Below are 20,603 nucleotides of genomic sequence, written 5' to 3'. Positions count from 1 at the left end.
GGGTGGCGTAAGACGCATGGCGGTGTTTATCACTCCTTCACGGCTGACAGAGCAGCGCGAGTAACCAGAAAGACCGTCTGAAGAGCTGTTCAGTACCGGTCATGAATGCCAGCCGTGCAGCTGACGCACGGCAAAAAGCGTTTTTTACTCTACACCAGTTGTTAACAGGGTCAACGCAGAGGACGAAAATGCCGTTTGCAGAATGGGGGGCGGCGGCACTCTGACAGCCGGTTATTCTGCAGGCCTTTGTAATCAGGAAATGGATATACAAATATGGTTTATTGAATATATTATTAACATACAGAGCTTCTCTGGGAGACTCAGTCAGTAACCATCAGGAGTGACCATGTTGTCAGTAAACCCCCTGCAGCTTTTTAAAAACCTTTCAGATGACACGCGGCTCAGCCTTGTGCTTCTGCTGCGCGAAAAAGGTGAGCTCTGCGTCTGCGAACTCTCAGACATCCTGAAACAAACGCAGCCTAAAATCTCACGACATCTGGCTCTTCTCAGAGCAGGCGGACTGCTTATCGACCGGCGGGATGGAAAATGGATCTATTACCGTTTGTCTCCGCACATGCCAGCCTGGGCAGCAGCAGTGATTGAACAGGCTTACCTTTGCCAGCGGGATGACATTATGCAACTCAGCCAGCAGGCTGAACGCAATAATGCGACAACTAACGGCAAGCCGGTCTGCATGTAAAAATTTTATCGAAACATATCCGAATTTTCGAATATGTTATAAGCAGCACGGATCAATGGGCCATTTTATTCAAAAAGGAGAAGATATGTTTCTGGCGGGTGCGATTTTCGTCCTGACCCTGATACTGGTTATCTGGCAGCCAAAAGGACTCAGTATCGGCTGGAGTGCCGTTATCGGCGCTGCGCTGGCACTGCTGACCGGCGTAGTACACATCGGAGACATCCCTGTGGTCTGGCAGATTGTCTGGAACGCCACGGCCACGTTTATTGCGGTCATAATCATCAGTCTGCTGCTCGATGAGTCAGGCTTTTTTGAATGGGCCGCGCTGCACGTCTCCCGCTGGGGAGGCGGTAAAGGCAGGCTGCTTTTCACGTATATCGTTCTGCTGGGGGCGGCGGTGGCGGCCCTGTTCGCCAATGACGGGGCGGCGCTCATTCTGACGCCGATCGTTATCGCTATGCTGCTGGCGCTGGGCTTCAGCCCCGGTGCCACGCTGGCATTTGTGATGGCGGCGGGCTTTATCGCCGATACCTCCAGCCTGCCGCTCATCGTATCGAACCTGGTCAACATCGTCACGGCGGACTTCTTTAAGCTGGGTTTTAGCGAATATGCCTCGGTGATGGTGCCGGTGAATATAGCCTCAGTTGCCGCCACGCTGGTCATGCTGCACCTGTTTTTCCGCAGGGATATCCCCGCCACTTACGACCTTGCGAAGCTTAAATCACCGCGTGAGGCTATTCGCGATGCGCGCACCTTTAAAACCGGCTGGATTGTTCTCATTCTGCTGCTGGTCGGCTTCTTTGCCCTCGAACCACTCGGCGTGCCGATCAGCCTGGTGGCAGCGGTGGCGGCTTTTATTCTCTGGCTGGTAGCCCGTAAAGGCCATGTGATTGATACCGGAAAGGTACTGAAAGGTGCGCCCTGGCAGATCGTTATCTTTTCGCTGGGCATGTATCTGGTGGTATACGGACTACGCAATGCCGGGCTGACTGATTACCTTTCCGCCGCGCTGAACCGGTTTGCAGAGCATGGTGTCTGGGGCGCAACGCTCGGCACCGGCTTTCTGACGGCGGCGCTTTCCTCGGTGATGAACAACATGCCTGCCGTGCTGGTTGGGGCGCTTTCGATTGACGGCAGCACCGCGCAGGGCGTGGTGAAGGAGGCGATGATTTACGCCAACATCATCGGCTGCGACCTCGGCCCGAAAATCACCCCTATCGGCAGCCTCGCTACCCTGCTGTGGCTGCACGTCCTGGCACAGAAAAACATTACCGTCAGCTGGGGTTACTACTTCCGCGTGGGCATGGTGATGACCCTGCCGGTACTGTTTGTGACGCTGTCGGCGCTTGCTCTGCGCCTGTCTGTTTAACACTGGCAACGGTGCTGTGACTATGCAGCGCCTTAACGGAGTACCACTTATGACTGACATTACCATTTACCACAACCCGGCCTGCGGGACATCCCGCAACACCCTCGCGCTTATCCGTAACAGCGGCGCCGAACCCACGGTTATTTTGTATCTGAAATCGCCACCGTCGCGCGATGAGCTGAAGAAGCTGATTGCGGACATGGGCATCGGCGTGCGTGCCCTGCTGCGCAAAAATACCGAACCTTACGAACAGCTCTGCCTGGCAGAAGACCGCTTCAGCAATGAAGAATTGCTCGATGCCATGCTGGCTCATCCGATCCTCATTAATCGCCCGGTGGTGGTGACGCCGCTCGGAACGAAGCTGTGCCGTCCCTCCGAAGAGGTTCTGGACATCCTGCCGGACCCGCAGAAGGGCGCATTTACCAAAGAGCAGGGTGAAACAGTTATTGATGAGCACGGGAACCGTGTCAGCCTCTGATTTTTTACCAGGCTGCGGGCATAACAGTGTGAAAAAGCCGGCATCAGCCGACTTTTTATATGCTGCGCTGGTTTACCCGCTCAGGGAGCTGCGCGGCGAGTCATGTCTGGCGCTTGAGGAATTTGCACCCACCAGACAGCAGGTTGTCTGCTCACGCTCATTCGGTTCACGTATCACTGAGTACATGGATATGCGGCAGGCGGTATGCGCATTTGCTGAGCATGCCGCCGAAGAGCTGAGAAAAGAAAGGCAGTACTGCAGGCAGATAACCGTTTTTGTGCCGACCAGCCGGCATGCTGACGGTGGGGTGTCTTACGGTAATCAGGCAACCGGCAAACTGCTGACCCCGTCGAACGACACCCGCGATATTATCCAGGTCGCCATAGATGCGCTTTAACGGATATAGGTAGACGGGCATCGTTATATGAATGCGGGCGTAATGCTGGGCGACTTCTATAGCCAGGGCGTGGCTCAGCTCAGTCTGTTTGATGAATACTGTCCACAGGCTAACAATGAGGTTCTGATGCGGGTGGTTGACGGACTTAACCAGAGCGGGAAGGCCGGCCTGTTATTTGCAGGGCAGGGGATCCAGAAATCCTGGTCGATGAAGAGAGACATGCTGTCGCCAGCCTATACAACGCGGGTATGGGACCCGCCCCGGGCAAGATAAGACTCCAGTCAGGCTGTAGCAATACTTCACCCGGATGAATACTCTCCCGGCCTCTGTCCTTGTCAGTAGCTGTTGTAAGCGAAACGGAAATATCTGTACAAAGCCATGTTTTTTGTATAATTTGCGCAAAAAAGGTCATTTTCGAATCATACAGTGGGGTCAGTCATGCAACTCAAGCTGAACAGCACAGGTTTCAACAGCGATATCGCTGACTATTTCAGCCGCGCAAAATTACCTTCGCAGCAGGAAATTCTCGGTGCAGTTGTTGCTGAGATTCTCCGCTCAGGTCAGATACTGAACCGCAAAGCTATCTGCTTAAGGCTGATTGTACGTCTTGATAAGGCTTCATCTGATGCAGAAGAGCAGCAGTTGCATGCGCTGATAGAGCTGTTGTTCAGTAAATGAGTTTTACTACGCTGCCGTCTTTTCGGTGTTGTGAGACAGGAGACCAGTTGCGGTAATGACAGAACAGGATATGCAATTGTTGCGTGATGTGTTCATCGGGGAGGCGACCCTTGCCATACTTAATGACAACACACGCGTCTCATGGCCGGGCATACTGAACAAGCTGAACAGTTTTCTCAAAACAGAGAGCGATACTTACAGGATTGATGCCCTGAAACTGGCAATCAATGATGTCAGCGACGAAATCAAAAGGCGCGATGCACTACAGAGAAGTTGCATGGGAGAATTCACCATGAACTCAACCGACAATTACGATGATCTGACCTGGCATTGATCGTCTTTTCATATCCCTTTTTTCCGGATGACAGGGCAGTGCCCTGCGTGCGGTGTCTGCAGAGGTATCCCGACAGGGGGCATGTTCTCTCTGATTACTCAAAGGGAGATGTGTATTGACCTTCTCAGTCCTGGTGTGCTGCGCGGCTGTAGGGTAATTCTGATGGGCCTTAAAGAGGCAACGGGATCATCCTGATCGGCTTCCGGCGGTCGCCAGATCGGTTTTAATTAATTCACTTCATCTGCTGCTCAATAAATTTCAGACAACTGAAGCGGACTTTACTGTGAATGATGCTATCACGCAGTCACTGAAATGCACGCGTAATGGTGTCAGCTGTTTCAGTATTGTTCCGCGTCGGCACCCTCGTTCATGCCAGCCATCTCATCTGAAGTAATATGCGCTTTGTTTTTTCAATTTGTCTCAGGATGGTTTTAAGATACCCCGTAGCATCATGTAATACTTCCTTTCCGGGAGTGGAAAAACAGTACTCCTCTCATTATCTTCCCTATTTTTTCATGACTGAAAGGTGATTTTCAGGATGTGAATTTAACCAATAGGTGAGTGTCTGTATGAAAATATAAATCCGCCTCACCCGAAATCCCACATGAAAGCCTCAACCCTCAGTGCCGGGGGCTTCAACCTCATCGTGCTGATGTCCGGCAGCGCCAGAAGCGGAGTTGGATGACCTCACCGCGCATGCATTAACGAAATAAATGAATCTCACTGCCCCTGACCGCACCGGTGTGGAGGAAGAGATGGCATCGGGTCACGCCCGGTTTATCCCGGCCGTTCAGCATTACCCTCCGGGGATATGCCCTTCATGTGATAAGCTTATTCATAAATTATGTTTCAGTTTCAGACTGGATGAGGATATGAATACCTTGGATAACAAAACCGGCAGCTCCGTGCCACCTTATGTGCGCAATTCGCTGGGCCGGACCATGGCCTTTTTCCTGCTGCTGACCGTGCTTGCCGTCGTGGGTGTTAATATATGGACGCTGTGGAACTCCTGGCAGCACAATCAGAAGTTACGCGAGGACGATGCCCGCAACCTGTCGGTTTCGCTGGCAAAACAGGCGGAAGACGCCTTCCTTCAGGTGGATATTACGCTGGCTGATGCGGTCAGGCAGCTCACCCTTAACGGGCTTAACTATGCGGCAACACCCGCCTTTGCCTCGCAGCTTAAAGAGAAGCAGGAGAGGCTGCGTCAGCTGCACGGCCTGTTTATTTATGACGCGCAGGGTAAGTGGATTGCCACATCGGGTAATTACACGCCTGCAAAAGGGAACAATGCTGACAGAGAGTATTTTGCCTGGCACCGCACACACACCGGGACGGGCGTGCACGTGGGGCGTGTTATCCGCAGCCGCTCGACGGGCGACCTGGTCATTCCCGTATCGGTGCGCCTGAATGATGAGGTAGGTCGCTTCGCCGGCATCGCGCTGGCTACGGTAAAGGTTGACTACTTCCGGCAGTTCTACAGCTACTATACGCTGGGTGAACGCGACGTCCTGGCGCTGATACTGGCTGACACTTCTGTGTTGTATATCCGGCCTTTTCCGGACACGGCCATTAACCGCAGTCTTTCATCCAGCCCACTGTTTACAACGGTCCTGAAAACGTCTGCCAGCGGCAGCGCAACGTGGCGTTCAGCTCTGGATGGCGTCGAGCGGGTATATGGCTACGCTCGTCTTGAACAGTATCCCCTGATAGTCACAGCGGGATATGACCGTGATGCAATCAGGACAGCGTGGCTTTCTGCCAATGCTGCCGACGTTGTGCTGAACCTGGTGTTGCTTATGATGATTACCGGCATGGGTATGTTTGTGCTCAGACAGGTAAAGGCTAACGTCAGAAACCAGATTGAACTGACGCAGGTTAGGGATGAACTTACCACCATCAACCACACGCTGCAGACTCTGGCGCTGATTGACGGACTGACCGGGCTGGCGAATCGCCGTCAGTTTGACGCTATGCTGGAAAAGGCCCTGCAGCGCTCGTACACGTCAGGCGAACCTGTATCCCTGATTATGTTTGATATTGATTTCTTCAAGCGTTACAACGACACGTACGGACACGTGGGAGGGGATGCGTGCCTGCAAAAGGTGGGCGTCATTCTGAAGGGACTCACTCACCGCAGTGGCGACGTGGTGGCACGCTACGGCGGCGAGGAGTTTGCCATTATTCTGCCTTTCACCGGTAAAGCCGATGCAGAAAAAGTGGCACGGCGGGCGGTAGCGGCCGTTATGAGTGCCGGAATAGTTCATGAAAGCTCCGGGCTTCCGGAAGGGGTCGTTACCCTCAGCGCCGGTTACTGCGCTCTGATTTCTGACGGCCAGGCGGATCAGGCTGAGCGTCTGAAGCAGCAGGCTGACAGAGCACTTTATGAGGCGAAAAGCAGCGGTCGCAACCGCGTTCATGGCATGAGGTAATATGGTTTTCCGGGACGAGGCATGTTGTCCGGTACTGGGAGATTTTAGCCCCCACTTATTGATACCGGACTTTCATTGCTGCTGATTTTGTACGCATACTTATCGCCGGTAAATGCGCTACTGGCACAGATCTGACCGCTGCATAAGTCGATGTCCGCTTCTGGCTCATAGCGGACTTTGTCGCGCGCGCATGTCCGCGCTGTGCCAGGAGCGGACATTAGTGACCATTGCTCGGCCACTTGCTGAGTAGCAACATGGCATGCCCTCTATGTCTGTTAGTATGCGCACATTACTAATGTTTCTGGGTAAGAATCACATGTCTCAAATAACCATCCATATTCTGAACGCTCAGGATAAACTCACTGTTCACAGTGAATGGCTGCGAACTAACCTGACCGATACCTACGTACAAGTCACAAGGTTGATGCCGACTCCTTCAGTAGATGTCGTAGTTAAGGCCGGGAAGTTGGTTATCCCTGAAAAAGGGCATGCCGGTTATTGTCCTGAAGCTGGTGTTATCTATGTAACCGTCGATCCTGAAAACCCTGCATTCTGCAAAAACGTTGCGCACTCTATTGAGCGTCTATTTGCTCATGAACTTCACCATGCTGCAAGGTGGGCAGGACCGGGATACGGCTCAACGCTGGGAGAAGTGCTTGTCTCTGAAGGACTGGCCGGGCATTTTTCTCTTGAGCTTTTGGGGGGTGAATGTGAGCCCTGGGAAAGCCTCAGGTCTGATATTGTAAAGCCCTACTATCCACTCATGCTTGAAAACTGGCATCGCACTGATTACGACCATAATGCCTGGTTTTTCGGAACAGGAGATTTACCAAGGTGGCTGGGTTATACGGCAGGTTTCAACCTTATAGCCAGGTATCTCGCATCATCCCCAAACTTGAAAGCATCAATGCTGGCGAACATAGATGCTGAGGAGTTAAAGGCTTTTATATGACGTACATACTTTTTATTTCCTTTAAGCTTTTATTCAACTTTTAAGCGAAAGTCGCATAGTCCGCTCTTCGCTCATAGCGGACTACGCACTTACCGTTGTCAGCGTTGTCTTCAGTTTAATGCCAGGCTGGTGCAGTCAGGTTGATAGGTTTAATTGAACAAGTTGGCAGTGTGTGAAGTTCGTTCGGCAGACATTCGGGAAAAAGACTGCAAAGGCGGCTAACTCAGCATACTGAGCCAGATTTTATGACCAGAGCCAGCGAGAAAAAGAGAAATCACATCAATCAGCTTTCGGGCTCTGGCGTTTAAATCGATATGGCGTCATCTGAGCACAGAGCACGATTTACATTCAGCGTAATGTGTCGCAAACCGAAGGGGTGATGCTGGAAGCCCTGGAATGAAGGTTGCGGCAAAGCTATACGGTGGCACATTAACAGGAGCTAATAACAGCAAAGTACGCAAAATAATCTACAGTTCGCTCGCTGAGTAAAAATTTGCCTCCTGCAATAGCAGGAGGCATCGGATTAGTGGCTAAAGTGTTGATCAAGCGGTGCGCTGAACCAGCGATTGTTCAGCACGTTTTTGATAACAAAGTTTTTGTCTACAGCTGACAAGGAGTTGTCCTGCTCAATGCGGGTGAGAATATCTTTATAACTATAGGTCTTGTTGCTCATGTAGATGATGGCTTTCTGCCTGTTGGCATCCATCATCAGAAGTGATTCCCCCGCAGCTGCATTTTCCGGAGTCCATTTCTTCCATTCCGGAAGGGTCTGATCGTTTGGTGACCCTGTTGCCAGGAAGTTTTTAATGTAGGTATTAAAAGATTCTCCTAGTGCCCTGGAGCCTTTTAGCTTCAGCGCATCCTGCGTAAATTCAGCATACTTATCTTTATCCCAAAAAGGCATAAACACGCCGTGGAAAGAACCAATGGCGGATAATTTGTCACCAGTAACAAACGCATCCGTGCCATAGCGGAACTCCATGCCATACAGCGGCGCGTGATAATTTTTATACATCACCTCAGCAGACTGATTAACATTAAACAGGCTGTATAGCAGCCCGCCATAGTGATTTGCAAAGGTGTATTTATTCAGCAGGGTGGTGTTGTTTTCAAGCGTACCGTCTTTCACCTGTGTGGCAAACATAGGGTCGTTACGGGCGAAGAAAGAAAACTCCTGTTGCCCTGTGGCCATAATGGCTGGGACGGCATTATATTTTTTGGTCTCAAAGCCATCCTTCGGGATCACCACACCATCGCGGTAGAGATGGGGAAATTGATTCATGCGAATCCCCGCATCGCCAAACAGCATTGCCAGTTCTGCGGCGGGGAGCTGATAGAGAAAATGACGGACCTCTGGCGAGCCTGACAGGAGCCAGATTTTCGCCGCTCCGGCATCTGGTTTAATGCCATGTTTGACTACCAGAGGTGCTAGTCTTTGCGCGAACACGCTTTCCGCTTCATGTTTGTCAGAGGTGGTCATGCCGCCACTGAAAACAATGGCTTTGTCGAAGGTATTTTTAAAATAGGGTGATATAAGCATCGCCATCACGTCTCTGCCGCCAGCCGAAAATCCGGAGACGGTAATATTATTTGTGTCACCACCAAAAGCCTGAATATTATCTTTGATCCACTCCAGTGATTTTTTGATGTCGAGTAAGCTGTAGTTTCCGGAATCATTCAGCGGGTTGCCATCGTTAAGGGCTTTTAATGGATTAAAGCCGAGTGCGCCCAGACGATAATTTACGGTAACAATCACAGCATTGTATTTTTCAGCGATAAACGCCGGAGCAAACTCACTGGAACTGCCCAGCTGATTATTGCCGCCGTGTATATAAACCAGCACCGGAAGCGGGGTGCTGGTCCCAGTTGGGCGATAGATATTGAGATTCAGGCAATCCTCATTACCTTTGACTCCGTTAGGGGATACCTGGATACAGTCGGCGGCGGGCCGGGTCGCATCGAAGACGGTGTTTGATGCGTCCGGAGAAACCGGTTTTTTCCAGCGCAGTTCTCCGACCGGGGCTTTCGCATAAGGAATACCGGTCCATGACAGCGTATTGTGATGGTCTTCGCCTTTGACCTTACCAAATTGCGTCGTAATTTCGGGGGAGATATTTTGTGCGGTGGCTGAAGAGGCAAGCAAAAAGAGTAAAAATGTCGGGGAAAATCTGAACATAGAATTTTTCATGCGTACCGTGCTCTGGGGAAATATTTCTTATACATGAAATGTCGTAATGCCCGGTAATGTCAGGCTCACAAAACAAGATAAAGCCAGCCCCATTATCGCGTGTTGCTGTTCTTTTGCACTCAATGTCCGTTCCTCGCTCATAGCGGACGTTTATCTGATTCCATCCGCTTTGTGCCAAAAGCGGACGTTGCAACTTTCATGTTACGTTAATTGCTGAGCAGCCCTGGCTTCTTTCACCCGCTCATCCAGAAAGGCAATCAAAGCTTATAATTCGCAGCACGGTTGACGCTTTATTACCCACACAGCCGACTACAACACTTGAAATTATTTCAAGCTGGTTTAATCTAGTGCACTAGAAGATATCAGGCGAATTAATGATGACACAATCCCGCAGCGTTGGTATGGAGCTCTCTTTTGCTCTCTATGGAGCGGCTAACCGTATGGCCAGGATGCACAAGCCCTTCCTGGAGCCGTTAGGCCTGACGTTCCCGCAATACCTGGTGATGCTCAGACTGCTGAACGGATCGCCCTTATCTGTGGGCACGCTTGGTGCCTGTCTCGACATGGACACGGGGACGATCACGCCTCTTGTCAAACGCCTTGAAAGTGCAGGATTTGTTACTCGTACTCGTGACCCAAACGATGAACGACGTGTGCTGGTCGATCTGACCCCTCGCGTCGAGAGCATCCGGGAAGAAATCCTGAGCGTTAGTCAGAAGATCAAGAGCGCCTGTAAACTGGACGAAGCGGGAATGATCGAGCTTCGCGACACCTTGCGCGATCTCAGTAGACCACGACAGGATTAAAGAGACTGTACATGCCCTTTTTGCACCATTTTATCTAGTGCGCTATGGTCTAGTAAGCAAGAGATGTTTGTGCGAAGTGGTAATCACCACTAACTCTCATACAAAGGAAACCTTTATGACTATGACTATGACTCCAGTCCATCTCCGAACCGAAACATCATCAGATGAGACACTGCCATTTAGCGAGGCAGCCCACGCGCGTCACTCTATCCGTGGCTTTCTCGACAAGCCCGTGCCGTTAAGCCTTATCCGCGAGGTGCTGGAGGATGCCCAGTGCGCGCCGTCCAACTGCAATACGCAGCCCTGGAATACTCACATTGTCCGCGGCGAAAAGCTTAAGCAGCTATCTCAAATCCTGCACGCCAAAAACGACGCCGGAGAATTCACGCCGGACTTCTCTTTCGACCAGAACGACTACTACGGCGAATATCGTAAGCGTAACGACGCGCTGGGCAAGGCCTATTATGAAGCCATGAACGTGATGCGCGAGGACAAGGAGGGGCGGCGTCGCGTGGGCGCGATGAACTACTCGTTCTTTAATGCTCCCCAGGTCGCGTTCCTGTTTATGCCCTCATTTGGTGACAATGTCCGTGTTGCAGGTGACATAGGTATGTATGGCCAAACCTTCCTGCTGTCGCTCGCGGCGCGCGGTCTCGGTGGTATTCCCCAAACTGCGCTTGGTTTTTTTGCCGGGACAATCCGTGAATTCCTCGGCATTCCCGATGAGTTGAAATTGCTCTTTGGCATCTCTTTCGGCTACCCGGACGAAGCGGCACCCGGCAACCGGATCCGTATGGATCGCGTACCGGTGGACACCAGCGTGACTTTCCACGACTGAAACACCAGGGCGGCATCATTTTGCCCGCCCCCAAACGGCAATTGCTCATTACGAGGATGACATCATGAAGATTGGCATACTGGGCACAGGTAACATTGGCATAACGCTGGTTATGAAACTCAGCGCTGCTGGTCATGACGTAAAGGTTGCCAATTCGCGCGGCCCTGACACGATCGAAGGCGACATCCTGACCTACGGCGCTCAGGCCGTTACGTCCACTGAAGCAGTGACGGGGGTCGACGTGGTAATCCTGTCGACGCCGCTCAGCGCCATTACGAAGATCGCTCCGCTGTTCGCGAGCGTGCCTGCCAGCACCGTTGTCATCGACACATCGAACTACTATCCCAAACGTGACGGCGAAATCGCTGACATCGAAGCCGGACAAACCGAGAGTGAGTGGGTTGCAGGGCAGCTGGGTCGTCCCATTGCCAAAGCGTGGAACGCCATCACCTCCGCCTCCTTCGCACAGAAGGGTGTCCCTGCAGGATCGACCGGGCGGATCGCCATTCCCGTTGCAGCCAACGGCGAGCGGGAACGTGATGTGGCGATGAGACTGGTCGACGAGACCGGGCTCGACGCGGTTTATTCGGGACCGCTCAGCGAATCATGGCGCCAGCAGCCCGGCGCACCAGTTTACTGTACGGATCTGGCGCGCGATGAGGTGCCCGATGCCCTGGCCGCAGCCGAGCGGGGCCGCCTGCCGAAACGCCGCGACCTCGCGATCGAGGCGATCATGGAACGGGTTGGCGACAGCACTACCAACCCCGACGCGGACTACGCCGTGCGTCTGACGCGCGCGCTCTTTATGTAGCTGACGTAGCGGGCAAAGTATGCAGCCCGTTGTGGGGGATTCAGACATCTCCTTTCCTGAAACGTGGCGTTGCCCTGACGCTCTATCAACCAACTGAATAAGGTATTGTACTCATGACAATACATCAGAAGCCCGTCGTCCTTGTTCTGGGCGCTACCGGAACTATCGGTAGCCATATCGTCAAAGAACTTGACGATAAAGATGTTCATCTGCGCATCGCTTCACGCAAGCAAGACACGGTAAACCAGCTGCGCAGGGAAGGAAAAGATGGCGTTTATCTCGATCTCGATAAACCGGAGACCTTCGCGCTCGCGATGGCGGGCGTTGATCGCGTCTTCCTCTTAACCGGCTACAGCGTTGCCATGCTCACGCAGAGTAAAACCCTGGTGGATGCAGCCAAAAAGTCAGGTGTGAGCCATATCGTTCATGTGGGTGTGTTCGCTGAATGGGATACCACGGATGCCCACTTTGTATGGCACCAGATGATTGAAAAATATATCGAGGCGAGTGGCATTGCCTGGACGCATCTCCATCCAAATATGTTTATGAATGTATTCACCGGCCTTTATATCCCCAAAAATTTCACCTACACAACTTACTGGGGCGATCGGAGAGTCGGCTATATCGCGCCCGAGGACATTGCCGCCGTCGCTGCAAAAGTGCTCTTCGATGGGCCTGCGCGTCATGCCGGACAGCATTACTGGCTGAGCGTGGAAAGTTTGAACGGTGAAGAAATAGCCGTGCTGATGAGTGAGGTGACCGGGCTTGAAATCAGGTGCGAAGACAAAGGACTGGAAGGCTTCCGTCAGCTGATCGATTCACTTATTTCTCAAGGTGCTGACAGCTGGTATGCCAGTGCAAACATTGATTTTGTTACCCAGATGCTTGATGGCAGGATGTCCTATATGTCGATGGTGCAAAACGATCTTCCTTATATTCTCGGCAGGCCAGCGAAAACGGTGCGGGAATACTTGACTGAAAATAAAAATGCGCTAATTGCTTCAGCAAAGAACCCCCAATAAAAAAGAATCAAGGCTCTTGAGATGCTGACATTTTCTTCACGAGCACGCTTTTACCCGCCTTACTGATATAAAGATTTTTTGCAGCAGGTTCGCTGCCCTGACACACGTGACTTAACGTGTGTCAGGGCCTTTAAGGCTTTACGTAAAACGTTTCGATGAATAATACCCATCGGCTTTCCTGTCTCAGGCATTCAACAATAGATATGTAATTTTATGATGCTCCGGGGCCAATACAAATGAAAAGTTTTACCCACGATCTCATTGTCTGGATTGAAGAGAATCTTGATAAAAAAATCATCCTCGACGAAGTGGCAGAGAAGTCCGGTTACAGCAAGTGGCATCTCCAGCGACTGTTTCGCCAGGAAACTGGCATGAAACTGGCCACCTACATTCGCGAACGCAGACTGTCTGAATCGGCTATCCTGCTGAAAATGACCGGCGCACCTGTCATCCATGCGGCTGAACAGTTCGGCTTTACCAATCAGCAAGCTTTCACCCGGACCTTTACAAAATATTTTTGTCTGCCCCCGGCGCGTTACAGGCAGACGAAAGAGTGGCATTTTCACGGCCTGCAGCCCAGCCTCTTATCATCCGCTCGCACCATGCCGGAACCGGAAACAGCATGGCTCAGCGCGCCCTCGCATTCTGATGTGACCTTTAGCTACCAGTGTGAAAGCGCCGACCTCTACTCTATTGCTTTCCACACGGAGCAGCGTGAGCAGGGCCTTAAAAAGGCGGCGCGCCTCCTTCGCGGAGAATCACCCACCTGGTTCGCAGAACGGTTTGAACCTGACAGCTCCTCCGGCAACATCCGACTGATACTGACCTTTGGCTGTCGCGAGGATAAAGATGAGCATGGCGGGCAGAATGCATCCAGTCCGGGCATGTTCCTGCGCTTTCCGTTTGAAGGTAGTGCGGCAGAGTTGACTGAAATGCAGATGAATGTTTATCGGCACATTCTGCCGCGCCGTGCTGAAGCCCGGCGTGAAGGTGACGACCTGTTTATTGTGGGGCCGGACCACGAGGCAAACCTCATGTCATCCCATTTTTGGGGGGATTATTATATACCGGTGACAGCAGGCAAAATGCGTTTTGAACGGTTTCCTGACATCCTTAAGGATATCTAACGTACCTGTGGATAAGTTCTCCAGATGAAGTAATAACAGGCCTTGAAAACTTCATTTCCGGCAAAATGACAGGTAGAAATATTGCTCTGTGCACGCATTTTGTTCCAGCAGATGCGCGGATTGCATGTCGATTTTTTCTGATAAACGTGCCGGTAGCAGCATATAGAGTGGCAAAAATTGAGTATATGCAGGTTAACGTTGGTAAACGTCCGCTCCTCGCTCATAGCGTACCTGTCAGCACGCATTTCCACTTTGTGCGAGAAGCTGACGTTCCATCATCCTGCTATGCTAAATCGCGGGGAGCAGTTCAGCAGGTCATAAAAAGCGCTATGTCATGCCTCATTTTTTGCAATATTTCTGTGAATTTATAAATCTGAATTATTCAGACAGTGCCGACTTCACTCCTTTTTTATCCTTATAAATATCGCGCAGATAATGCTCAATTTGCTCCAGACTTCGGCCGCGGGTTTCCGGGATGAATTTCAGAACAAAAGCGCTGCCTAAAACTCCTACGATGCCATAGATGCCAAATGTGCAGGCAAGCCCGAATGAGGAAAGAAGTACCGGAAAAGACATAGTGATTATGACATTAGAGCACCAGAGCGCACATACTGCGCCGCCCATACATATACCGCGAATTTTACTCGGAAACATTTCTGACAACATTAGCCAGATAACAGGTGAGTAGAAGCCCTGCATGAAGCAGAGGAACAGTAACATTGCCCCAAGAATGAAATAACTGCGTAACAGATTGACATCGTTACCCATATGTTCCGGCATAAAAGCCGATATGGCGGCGAGAAGAAACAGGCAGCAGGTGCACCCTATCTGGCCCATCGCAGCCATGGTCCGACGACCGATATAACCCAGCAAAACAATGCCGATCAGAACCATGATGACTGACACCACACCGTTAGCTATGGTCGCAAACAGTGAGGCATTCGTGCTCATACCGGTATTCTGTAGGATAATGGGGGCATAATACATGATGCTGTTAACGGCCGTTGCTGCGTGGAAAAAGGCAAAGGTGAGACCGATAAAAAAAACTTTGCACATCCAGGGCGTACGTAAATCCTGCAACGAACCTTTTTGCTGCGCTTCTTCCGACAAATTTTCTTCGATTTCCATCATTTCCCAATCTACATCTTCTTTTGCTCGTGTCCGGCTCAGAATACGGCGAGCCTCAGCAAAGCGCCCTTTAAGCGCATACCAGCGGGGAGAGTCAGGCATAAAAAGCATACCCAAAAAGAGAACGACTGCCGGTAGCGTGGCAATGCCCAGCATCCAGCGCCAGGTGTTTTCGCCACCCCAGAGTGCATTGAGCGCGAAATTCGAGATGTAAGCCAGCATCTGACCGGAGACAATCATTAATTCGCTGATGGTGACAAGCTGTCCGCGCCTGTTTGCTGGTGCAATTTCTGCCAGGTAAACAGGCACGGTACTTCCAGCGCCACCGACTGCCAGTCCGAGAACCACGCGGGAAATGAGCATAACTTCCAGGTTAGGCGCAACGGCTGTTCCCAGCGCTCCCAGAGCAAAAATGACAGCAAGGATAAGGATGATATTACGACGGCCAAGGCGATCTGCCAGTCCACCTGAAATCAGCGCGCCTGTAGCCGCGCCCACTAACAGTGAACTGGTTACCAGACCTGTGGTGAAGGGGGTTAGCTGTAGTTCAGGCCCCATAAAAAGTAATGCACCTGAAATCACGCCGGTATCATAACCGAACAACAAACCGCCTAAAGTAGCAATGGCGGTAATGACCTTCACGAGAGGTTCAGTTCGTACTTTACTGTTGGGGCCGGAGGCAGGATTTTTCGAAATATAATGTTCCATCAGGCTACTCCATCTGAAGATTAGGCTATGTGGGGTACATTTTTTAATGGTCTGTTCAGGCATGAACATATTTTTGATAAGGCTGCCGCTTTACGGCAGCCTTAAGGGGAAAAACTACTGACTGATAGTCTGCTGTAACGCAGCAACTGATGAGGTAACACCTGCCTCAACGGACATGGTTAAATCCTCCATCTCCAGTGAAACCCAGTCGTTGTAGCCCATCATGCGTACGACCGAGAAGAACTCTTTCCACCATTGAAGGTCCTGACCACAACCTACAGCCACATAGTTCCAGGCGCGGTTTGCGACGTCCTCAACCGGTTTGGTTTCGAGCAGACCGTTGATGTTAACCAGTCCACGCTCAAGGCGTACGTCTTTACCGTGACAGTGATGTATGGCCGGTCCAAGTGCGCGGGCGGCAGCGATAGGGTCGGCACCCATCCAGATAAGATGACTGGGGTCAAGGTTCAGTCCAACCATAGGTCCCACGGCGTCACGCAGCCGGAACAGGGTTTCCGGATTCCAGACAAGCATTGAACTGAAGTTCTCCAGCGCAAATTTTTCTACGCCGCTGGTCTTCGCCTGCTCGACCAGATCCCGCCAGTATGGAATAGCAACCTCATTCCACTGATAGTCCAGACAGTTTTTCAGCGTGGGTGGCCAGCTGACGGTATAGGTGATCCAGTTCGGGATGGTGTCATGCGGACTGGCCGGAGGCAGGCCGCTCATCATTACAATTTTTTTTACACCCAGTTCCCCGGCCAGCCGCAGTGCATTTTCAGTATCCTGTCTGTGGCATTTCCCCAAATCTCCCGGATCCAGAGGGTTCCCGGAAACGTTCAGAGCCGCGATGGTCATGCCGCGGCTTTCAAGCGCGTGAAGAAACTGCTGACGCTTTGATGCGCTTTCCAGAAGCTCAGCCGTTGGGACATGCGGTGCTGAAGACCAGCCTCCGGTAGTCATTTCAACGCCGTTAACACCCAGCTCAAGCAGCTTGTCCAGCATCTGCTCATAAGGCAGGTGGCCGAGACTGTCCGTACAGAAAGAGAGTTTCATCGTCATTCCTTATTCGTAGTTAACCCAGCTGGAACCGCTATCTGCCGAGCGCACACAGTTTTCAATCCAGCGCACGCCTTCGGCGCCCGCGTTGATGTCCGGATAAACCAGCCCCTCAAGAGTTTTACTGTCGCCGCGCTGAGTCGCGCTGATGGCAATGGCGAACTTGAGATAGATGTTGGCCCATGATTCAGCCAGCCCTTCGGTATGCAATGCCCCAAGGCGCTCATCGGCCAGGGCACTTTCATCAAGGTAGGGCATACCATGATGCAGCATCTGGTTAGGCTGGCCCTGAACCTCAAATTTAAGTTCTCCCGGGTTATAATCGCTCCATTCCAGGCTGGCCCGGGAGCCGATAACGCGAATACTCTGGCTGTCCATTGAGCCTGCATTTATTGCAGAGGCCCACATGCGTCCTACGGCACCGTTTTCATAATGCATCAGCACCATAGCGTTATCTTCCAGTGGTGCCCGGGACGGAATGAAGCTCTGACGATCGCATAACAGACTTTTGATTTTCAGGTCAGGAAGTACAAGCTGAGAGATGTAAAAGGTATGCGTTGAGATGTCACCCAGCACAAATGACGGACCGGCAATTTTAGGGTCTACGCGCCATTTCTGCGCATCGCTGAACTTGTCCGCGTTATCAGTTGCGCTAAATCCATGTGTGTACTGCAGTTCAACCATGCGTACATCACCAATTTCGCCCTTAGCAATCATGGCGCGCATCTGCATCAGTAATGGATGGCCTGAAAAGCCATAGGTAACGCCCACGATCAGGCCTTTTTCCGCCGCCAGTGCTTTAATTTCCTGCGCTTCAGCCGAGGTAAAAAACAGCGGTTTTTCACAGATAACATGAATCCCGGCATTAAGCGCAGCTCTGGTGATTTCAAAATGCGTGCCATTAGGCGTGGCAACAGTAACAACTTCAACACCATCTTCACGCTTAGCTTCTTCAGATAGCAGCTGTCCATAATTCTCATAACAACGTTCGGCCGGTAAGCCAAGGTTGATGCCGAACTCACGGCCTCGGGTGGCATCGACGTCAAATGCGCCAGCAACAAGCCGGAAGGCAGTGTTATCGCGCAGTGCACCCGAACGATGTTTATAGCCAACCTGACTGAGCCGGCCGCCGCCAATCATGGCCCAGCGTAGTGGGCGGGAAATACTTTTTTCACCGTTTAGCATAAATACTCCGAATTAACGCTTTGCACCCGGGTGCAAAGATGGGTTTAATAAAAATCACTTCTGGTTCTGCTGGATAAATTGTTCGTAGTTGGCTCTGGTAACAGTCTGGTAGGGGATCCAGTGGTAATTATCTGTCTTCTGCTTATTAATCAGCGCATTTGCCACTCTTACGGCACCGGTAGCCTGTGCTTTAGCATCCTGGAAAACAGTTACAACCATCTCACCGTTTTTAATAAACTGCAGTCCGTCAGGAGTGCCGTCAATGCCAGCAACCATCACGTCTTTTTTCTTCGCCTGGTTCAGGGCCATAATGGCACCGATGGCCATTTCGTCGTTATTGGCGACGATCGCATTGATTGACCTGCCGTTAAGCAGCCATGAAGAGACCACGTCTACCGCCTCATTTCGCTGCCATTTTGCGGTTTGTTTCTCAATCACCTTCATATTTTTATGCTGCGCAACAAACTCTTCAACAGCGCGGGTACGTTCGCGAGCCTCCTCATTCGAAAGTGCACCCATCAGAATGGCGATGTTGCCTCGGTAATTCATTAGCTTAGCCAGTTCTTCGATCTGCATTTTGCCACTCAGGGCAGAGTCCGATCCCACATAACTCATTGCCCCTGTCAGCGGCACTTCTGGTTTACGATTCACGAAAATCAGCGGGATTCCGGCATTTTTAGCCGCCTGGATCATTGGAAGTACACCCTGAGTGTCGACCGGATTAAGTATGATGGCGTCTACCCCCTGATTAATAAAATCATCAATCTGCTGTACCTGGAGCGCAACATCGCCTTTGGCATCAGAAAACTGGCCTTTCATGCCCTGCGTATCCAGCTCATGCATCATTTGTGTGCGAAGGATCGACACAAAGTTAAGGTCGAAATTTGCCAGCGCGACGCCAACCTGCGCCGTTCTTGCCTGAACCGCCGTAGCCAGTGTCAGGCTTATCAGCATCAGTAAACCGAGAGTCTTTTTCATGATTGAATCCTGTAGCAAATTAGTATGTTCGGTCCCTGACGTGAAGAGCGACAGCTTTATGCTCAGGTTAATTTCCGCTCCTGCGTATGCCGTCTGATAAAGCCATAATCATTTTGCTCTCGGGTGCAAAAATGCATCCAGATGCAAAATCTTTTCACCCTGGCATGATGGCTGAAGAAGATGTAGAGAATGTGTAAGAGCCTGAAAATTTAGTCAACAAGCTTTTAAAAAACACTCACACGGGATCACATTTTTTTTGCAATCGGGTGCATTAAGTTTGATTACGGTGTAATTTCTAGCCAGACTCTGGATAAACCACACGTCTTTGAAAAAGATTAAATTCTCCTTAATCTCTAAATTGCATGCATGCATTTAACAACCGGATTTTTATGACAAATAAGGCAGCAAAGCGTCAGAAGGTAACGGCACGGGACGTAGCATCCCGCGCTGGAGTGTCTAAATGGACGGTTTCCCGCGCTTTCACACCGGGTGCCTCCATTTCTGATAAGGCCCGCGGAAGAATTCTGGAGATTGCGCAGGAACTGGGATACCGCCCGAATTTACTTGCCAGGGGGTTATCGCAAAAGCGTACGCACATCGTAGGCGTGGCGATCGATGAATTAAAAAATCCTCACTCAATGCTATTGCTGGACGAGGTGACACGGCAGCTTCAGAGCTTTGGATACATGGCTTTGCTTCTGAATATCACCGGCAATAATTACAGTGCCGTAATGTCGCTGGCCGATCAGCTCCAGGTTGATGGGATTCTTTTTATGGGTACAGCACTGACGCCCGAATTCATTGCCATCGCCCTGGATATGCATTCTATACCGCTGGTGCAGGTAGGCCGCAATACTGAGGGTCAGGGAATAGACGTCGTGAATATTGACGACTACCAGGCCGGACGGGTCATTGCCCGCTTACTTATGGAGCAGGGTCATAAGAAATTTGGCTATATGGCCGGGCCGGGCAGTAATGAGGGGCATCTGCAGCGTAAGGAGGGGTTTCATGATGCATTATCCTCACAGGGATTTGGACTGACACTCGAATTCAGCGCCGAGCATTACGATCGTCGGCTGGGTTATGACCTGATGAAGCATTATTTGCTTGAAACGCCAGTACATGAACGCATTGAGGCACTGTTCTGCGAGAATGACATACTCGCCCTGGGAGCGATGGAGGCGTTGCGCGGTGTTTCGGGAAAAGATTCTGTTGCAGTCGTTGGTTTTGATGACATTGATGAAGCTGCGGCCCCTGCCTGGCAACTTACTACATACAGTCAGCGTCTTGACCTGCTTGTAAAGGAGGCGCTGAACCGGCTTCTGTTGGGAAAATCGGATCCGGACGGTCTCTGGAAAAAAGGAGAGCTTCGCGTTCGCCGTTCACATCTTCATATTTCTGATTGAGGAGATG

At 51.3% G+C, this 20,603-nt stretch carries 18 protein-coding genes and 1 pseudogene; 14 read left to right on the top strand and 5 right to left on the bottom strand.

Going from position 1 to position 20,603, the window contains the following annotated elements:
- Window positions 1-346 precede the first annotated feature (346 nt).
- From N1689_RS08925 to N1689_RS08890, 8 genes and pseudogenes are all read left to right on the top strand, one after another.
- Window positions 347-700 carry a metalloregulator ArsR/SmtB family transcription factor gene (locus N1689_RS08925; RefSeq protein WP_161735738.1) on the top strand — a complete coding sequence of 118 codons (354 nt, stop codon included), beginning with the start codon at window positions 347-349 and terminating at the stop codon, window positions 698-700.
- Window positions 701-785: 85 nt separating this feature from the next.
- Complete coding sequence (locus N1689_RS08920; RefSeq protein ID WP_374206942.1) at window positions 786-2,069, top strand: arsenic transporter; 1,284 nt, start codon at window positions 786-788, stop codon at window positions 2,067-2,069.
- A 49-nt stretch (window positions 2,070-2,118) separates the two neighbouring features.
- Window positions 2,119-2,547 carry a glutaredoxin-dependent arsenate reductase gene (arsC, locus tag N1689_RS08915; RefSeq protein WP_222925570.1) on the top strand — a complete coding sequence of 143 codons (429 nt, stop codon included), beginning with the start codon at window positions 2,119-2,121 and terminating at the stop codon, window positions 2,545-2,547.
- Window positions 2,548-2,626: 79 nt separating this feature from the next.
- Window positions 2,627-3,217: pseudogene (locus N1689_RS08910) on the top strand (DUF4113 domain-containing protein); the annotation flags it as partial.
- A gap of 165 nt (window positions 3,218-3,382) precedes the next feature.
- Window positions 3,383-3,622, top strand: coding sequence for a regulatory protein YcgZ (gene ycgZ / locus N1689_RS08905; protein WP_253418014.1), 240 nt, complete (start codon window positions 3,383-3,385; stop codon window positions 3,620-3,622).
- A 55-nt stretch (window positions 3,623-3,677) separates the two neighbouring features.
- Window positions 3,678-3,956 (top strand): hypothetical protein, encoded by a 279-nt coding sequence (locus tag N1689_RS08900; protein WP_161735750.1) that lies wholly within the window; start codon window positions 3,678-3,680, stop codon window positions 3,954-3,956.
- An 872-nt stretch (window positions 3,957-4,828) separates the two neighbouring features.
- Complete coding sequence (locus N1689_RS08895; protein ID WP_161735752.1) at window positions 4,829-6,388, top strand: sensor domain-containing diguanylate cyclase; 1,560 nt, start codon at window positions 4,829-4,831, stop codon at window positions 6,386-6,388.
- Between the two features lie 316 nt (window positions 6,389-6,704).
- Complete coding sequence (locus N1689_RS08890) at window positions 6,705-7,340, top strand: DUF2268 domain-containing protein (protein WP_260058624.1); 636 nt, start codon at window positions 6,705-6,707, stop codon at window positions 7,338-7,340.
- A gap of 523 nt (window positions 7,341-7,863) precedes the next feature.
- Here the strand turns inward: N1689_RS08890 and N1689_RS08880 are convergent.
- On the bottom strand, window positions 7,864-9,516 hold the full coding sequence (locus N1689_RS08880) for a carboxylesterase family protein (protein WP_260058623.1): 1,653 nt from the start codon (window positions 9,514-9,516) through the stop codon (window positions 7,864-7,866).
- 386 nt (window positions 9,517-9,902) lie between these two features.
- Here N1689_RS08880 and N1689_RS08875 point away from each other — a divergent pair, with 386 nt between their 5' ends.
- The 5 genes from N1689_RS08875 (at window position 9,903) to N1689_RS08855 (ending at window position 14,132) form a co-directional block, all read left to right on the top strand.
- A complete protein-coding gene (locus tag N1689_RS08875) occupies window positions 9,903-10,334 on the top strand; it encodes a MarR family winged helix-turn-helix transcriptional regulator (protein ID WP_161736038.1) in 432 nt (143 codons plus the stop codon).
- Between the two features lie 121 nt (window positions 10,335-10,455).
- A complete protein-coding gene (locus N1689_RS08870) occupies window positions 10,456-11,172 on the top strand; it encodes a nitroreductase (protein WP_253418059.1) in 717 nt (238 codons plus the stop codon).
- A gap of 64 nt (window positions 11,173-11,236) precedes the next feature.
- On the top strand, window positions 11,237-11,983 hold the full coding sequence (locus tag N1689_RS08865) for an NADPH-dependent F420 reductase (protein WP_253418061.1): 747 nt from the start codon (window positions 11,237-11,239) through the stop codon (window positions 11,981-11,983).
- Window positions 11,984-12,096: 113 nt separating this feature from the next.
- Window positions 12,097-13,005: an NmrA family NAD(P)-binding protein gene (locus N1689_RS08860; RefSeq protein ID WP_260058617.1), complete on the top strand. Its 909-nt coding sequence runs from the start codon at window positions 12,097-12,099 to the stop codon at window positions 13,003-13,005.
- 236 nt (window positions 13,006-13,241) lie between these two features.
- Complete coding sequence (locus N1689_RS08855) at window positions 13,242-14,132, top strand: helix-turn-helix domain-containing protein (protein ID WP_260058615.1); 891 nt, start codon at window positions 13,242-13,244, stop codon at window positions 14,130-14,132.
- Window positions 14,133-14,510: 378 nt separating this feature from the next.
- On the opposite strand, the gene N1689_RS08850 is transcribed toward N1689_RS08855, so the two are convergent.
- The 4 genes from N1689_RS08850 to N1689_RS08835 form a co-directional block, all read right to left on the bottom strand.
- Window positions 14,511-15,968, bottom strand: coding sequence for a sugar porter family MFS transporter (locus N1689_RS08850; protein ID WP_161736042.1), 1,458 nt, complete (start codon window positions 15,966-15,968; stop codon window positions 14,511-14,513).
- 114 nt (window positions 15,969-16,082) lie between these two features.
- On the bottom strand, window positions 16,083-17,024 hold the full coding sequence (locus N1689_RS08845; protein WP_161736043.1) for a sugar phosphate isomerase/epimerase: 942 nt from the start codon (window positions 17,022-17,024) through the stop codon (window positions 16,083-16,085).
- Between the two features lie 9 nt (window positions 17,025-17,033).
- Complete coding sequence (locus N1689_RS08840; protein WP_122889439.1) at window positions 17,034-18,212, bottom strand: Gfo/Idh/MocA family protein; 1,179 nt, start codon at window positions 18,210-18,212, stop codon at window positions 17,034-17,036.
- Window positions 18,213-18,266: 54 nt separating this feature from the next.
- The gene (locus N1689_RS08835) at window positions 18,267-19,190 is read right to left on the bottom strand and encodes a substrate-binding domain-containing protein (protein WP_122889438.1); all 924 of its coding nucleotides are present in this window, start codon (window positions 19,188-19,190) and stop codon (window positions 18,267-18,269) included.
- Window positions 19,191-19,579: 389 nt separating this feature from the next.
- On the opposite strand from N1689_RS08835, the gene N1689_RS08830 reads away from it, so the two are divergent.
- Window positions 19,580-20,596: a LacI family DNA-binding transcriptional regulator gene (locus N1689_RS08830; RefSeq protein ID WP_161736044.1), complete on the top strand. Its 1,017-nt coding sequence runs from the start codon at window positions 19,580-19,582 to the stop codon at window positions 20,594-20,596.
- The last annotated feature ends 7 nt before the right edge of the window (window positions 20,597-20,603 follow it).

Source organism: Pantoea sp. XY16, from assembly GCF_025153065.1.
Lineage (GTDB): Bacteria > Pseudomonadota > Gammaproteobacteria > Enterobacterales > Enterobacteriaceae > Pantoea > Pantoea alfalfae.
This window is presented reverse-complemented; position numbering and strand designations above follow the sequence as displayed.

Bases quoted from the DNA above. Each gene is read 5' to 3' on its own strand.
- N1689_RS08925 (WP_161735738.1), top strand. From the start codon at position 347: ATGTTGTCAGTAAACCCCCTGCAGCTTTTTAAAAACCTTTCAGATGAC.
- N1689_RS08920 (WP_374206942.1), top strand. From the start codon at position 786: ATGTTTCTGGCGGGTGCGATTTTCGTCCTGACCCTGATACTGGTTATC.
- arsC (WP_222925570.1), top strand. From the start codon at position 2,119: ATGACTGACATTACCATTTACCACAACCCGGCCTGCGGGACATCCCGC.
- ycgZ (WP_253418014.1), top strand. From the start codon at position 3,383: ATGCAACTCAAGCTGAACAGCACAGGTTTCAACAGCGATATCGCTGAC.
- N1689_RS08900 (WP_161735750.1), top strand. From the start codon at position 3,678: ATGACAGAACAGGATATGCAATTGTTGCGTGATGTGTTCATCGGGGAG.
- N1689_RS08895 (WP_161735752.1), top strand. From the start codon at position 4,829: ATGAATACCTTGGATAACAAAACCGGCAGCTCCGTGCCACCTTATGTG.
- N1689_RS08890 (WP_260058624.1), top strand. From the start codon at position 6,705: ATGTCTCAAATAACCATCCATATTCTGAACGCTCAGGATAAACTCACT.
- N1689_RS08880 (WP_260058623.1), bottom strand. From the start codon at position 9,516: ATGTTCAGATTTTCCCCGACATTTTTACTCTTTTTGCTTGCCTCTTCA.
- N1689_RS08875 (WP_161736038.1), top strand. From the start codon at position 9,903: ATGATGACACAATCCCGCAGCGTTGGTATGGAGCTCTCTTTTGCTCTC.
- N1689_RS08870 (WP_253418059.1), top strand. From the start codon at position 10,456: ATGACTATGACTCCAGTCCATCTCCGAACCGAAACATCATCAGATGAG.
- N1689_RS08865 (WP_253418061.1), top strand. From the start codon at position 11,237: ATGAAGATTGGCATACTGGGCACAGGTAACATTGGCATAACGCTGGTT.
- N1689_RS08860 (WP_260058617.1), top strand. From the start codon at position 12,097: ATGACAATACATCAGAAGCCCGTCGTCCTTGTTCTGGGCGCTACCGGA.
- N1689_RS08855 (WP_260058615.1), top strand. From the start codon at position 13,242: ATGAAAAGTTTTACCCACGATCTCATTGTCTGGATTGAAGAGAATCTT.
- N1689_RS08850 (WP_161736042.1), bottom strand. From the start codon at position 15,968: ATGGAACATTATATTTCGAAAAATCCTGCCTCCGGCCCCAACAGTAAA.
- N1689_RS08845 (WP_161736043.1), bottom strand. From the start codon at position 17,024: ATGAAACTCTCTTTCTGTACGGACAGTCTCGGCCACCTGCCTTATGAG.
- N1689_RS08840 (WP_122889439.1), bottom strand. From the start codon at position 18,212: ATGCTAAACGGTGAAAAAAGTATTTCCCGCCCACTACGCTGGGCCATG.
- N1689_RS08835 (WP_122889438.1), bottom strand. From the start codon at position 19,190: ATGAAAAAGACTCTCGGTTTACTGATGCTGATAAGCCTGACACTGGCT.
- N1689_RS08830 (WP_161736044.1), top strand. From the start codon at position 19,580: ATGACAAATAAGGCAGCAAAGCGTCAGAAGGTAACGGCACGGGACGTA.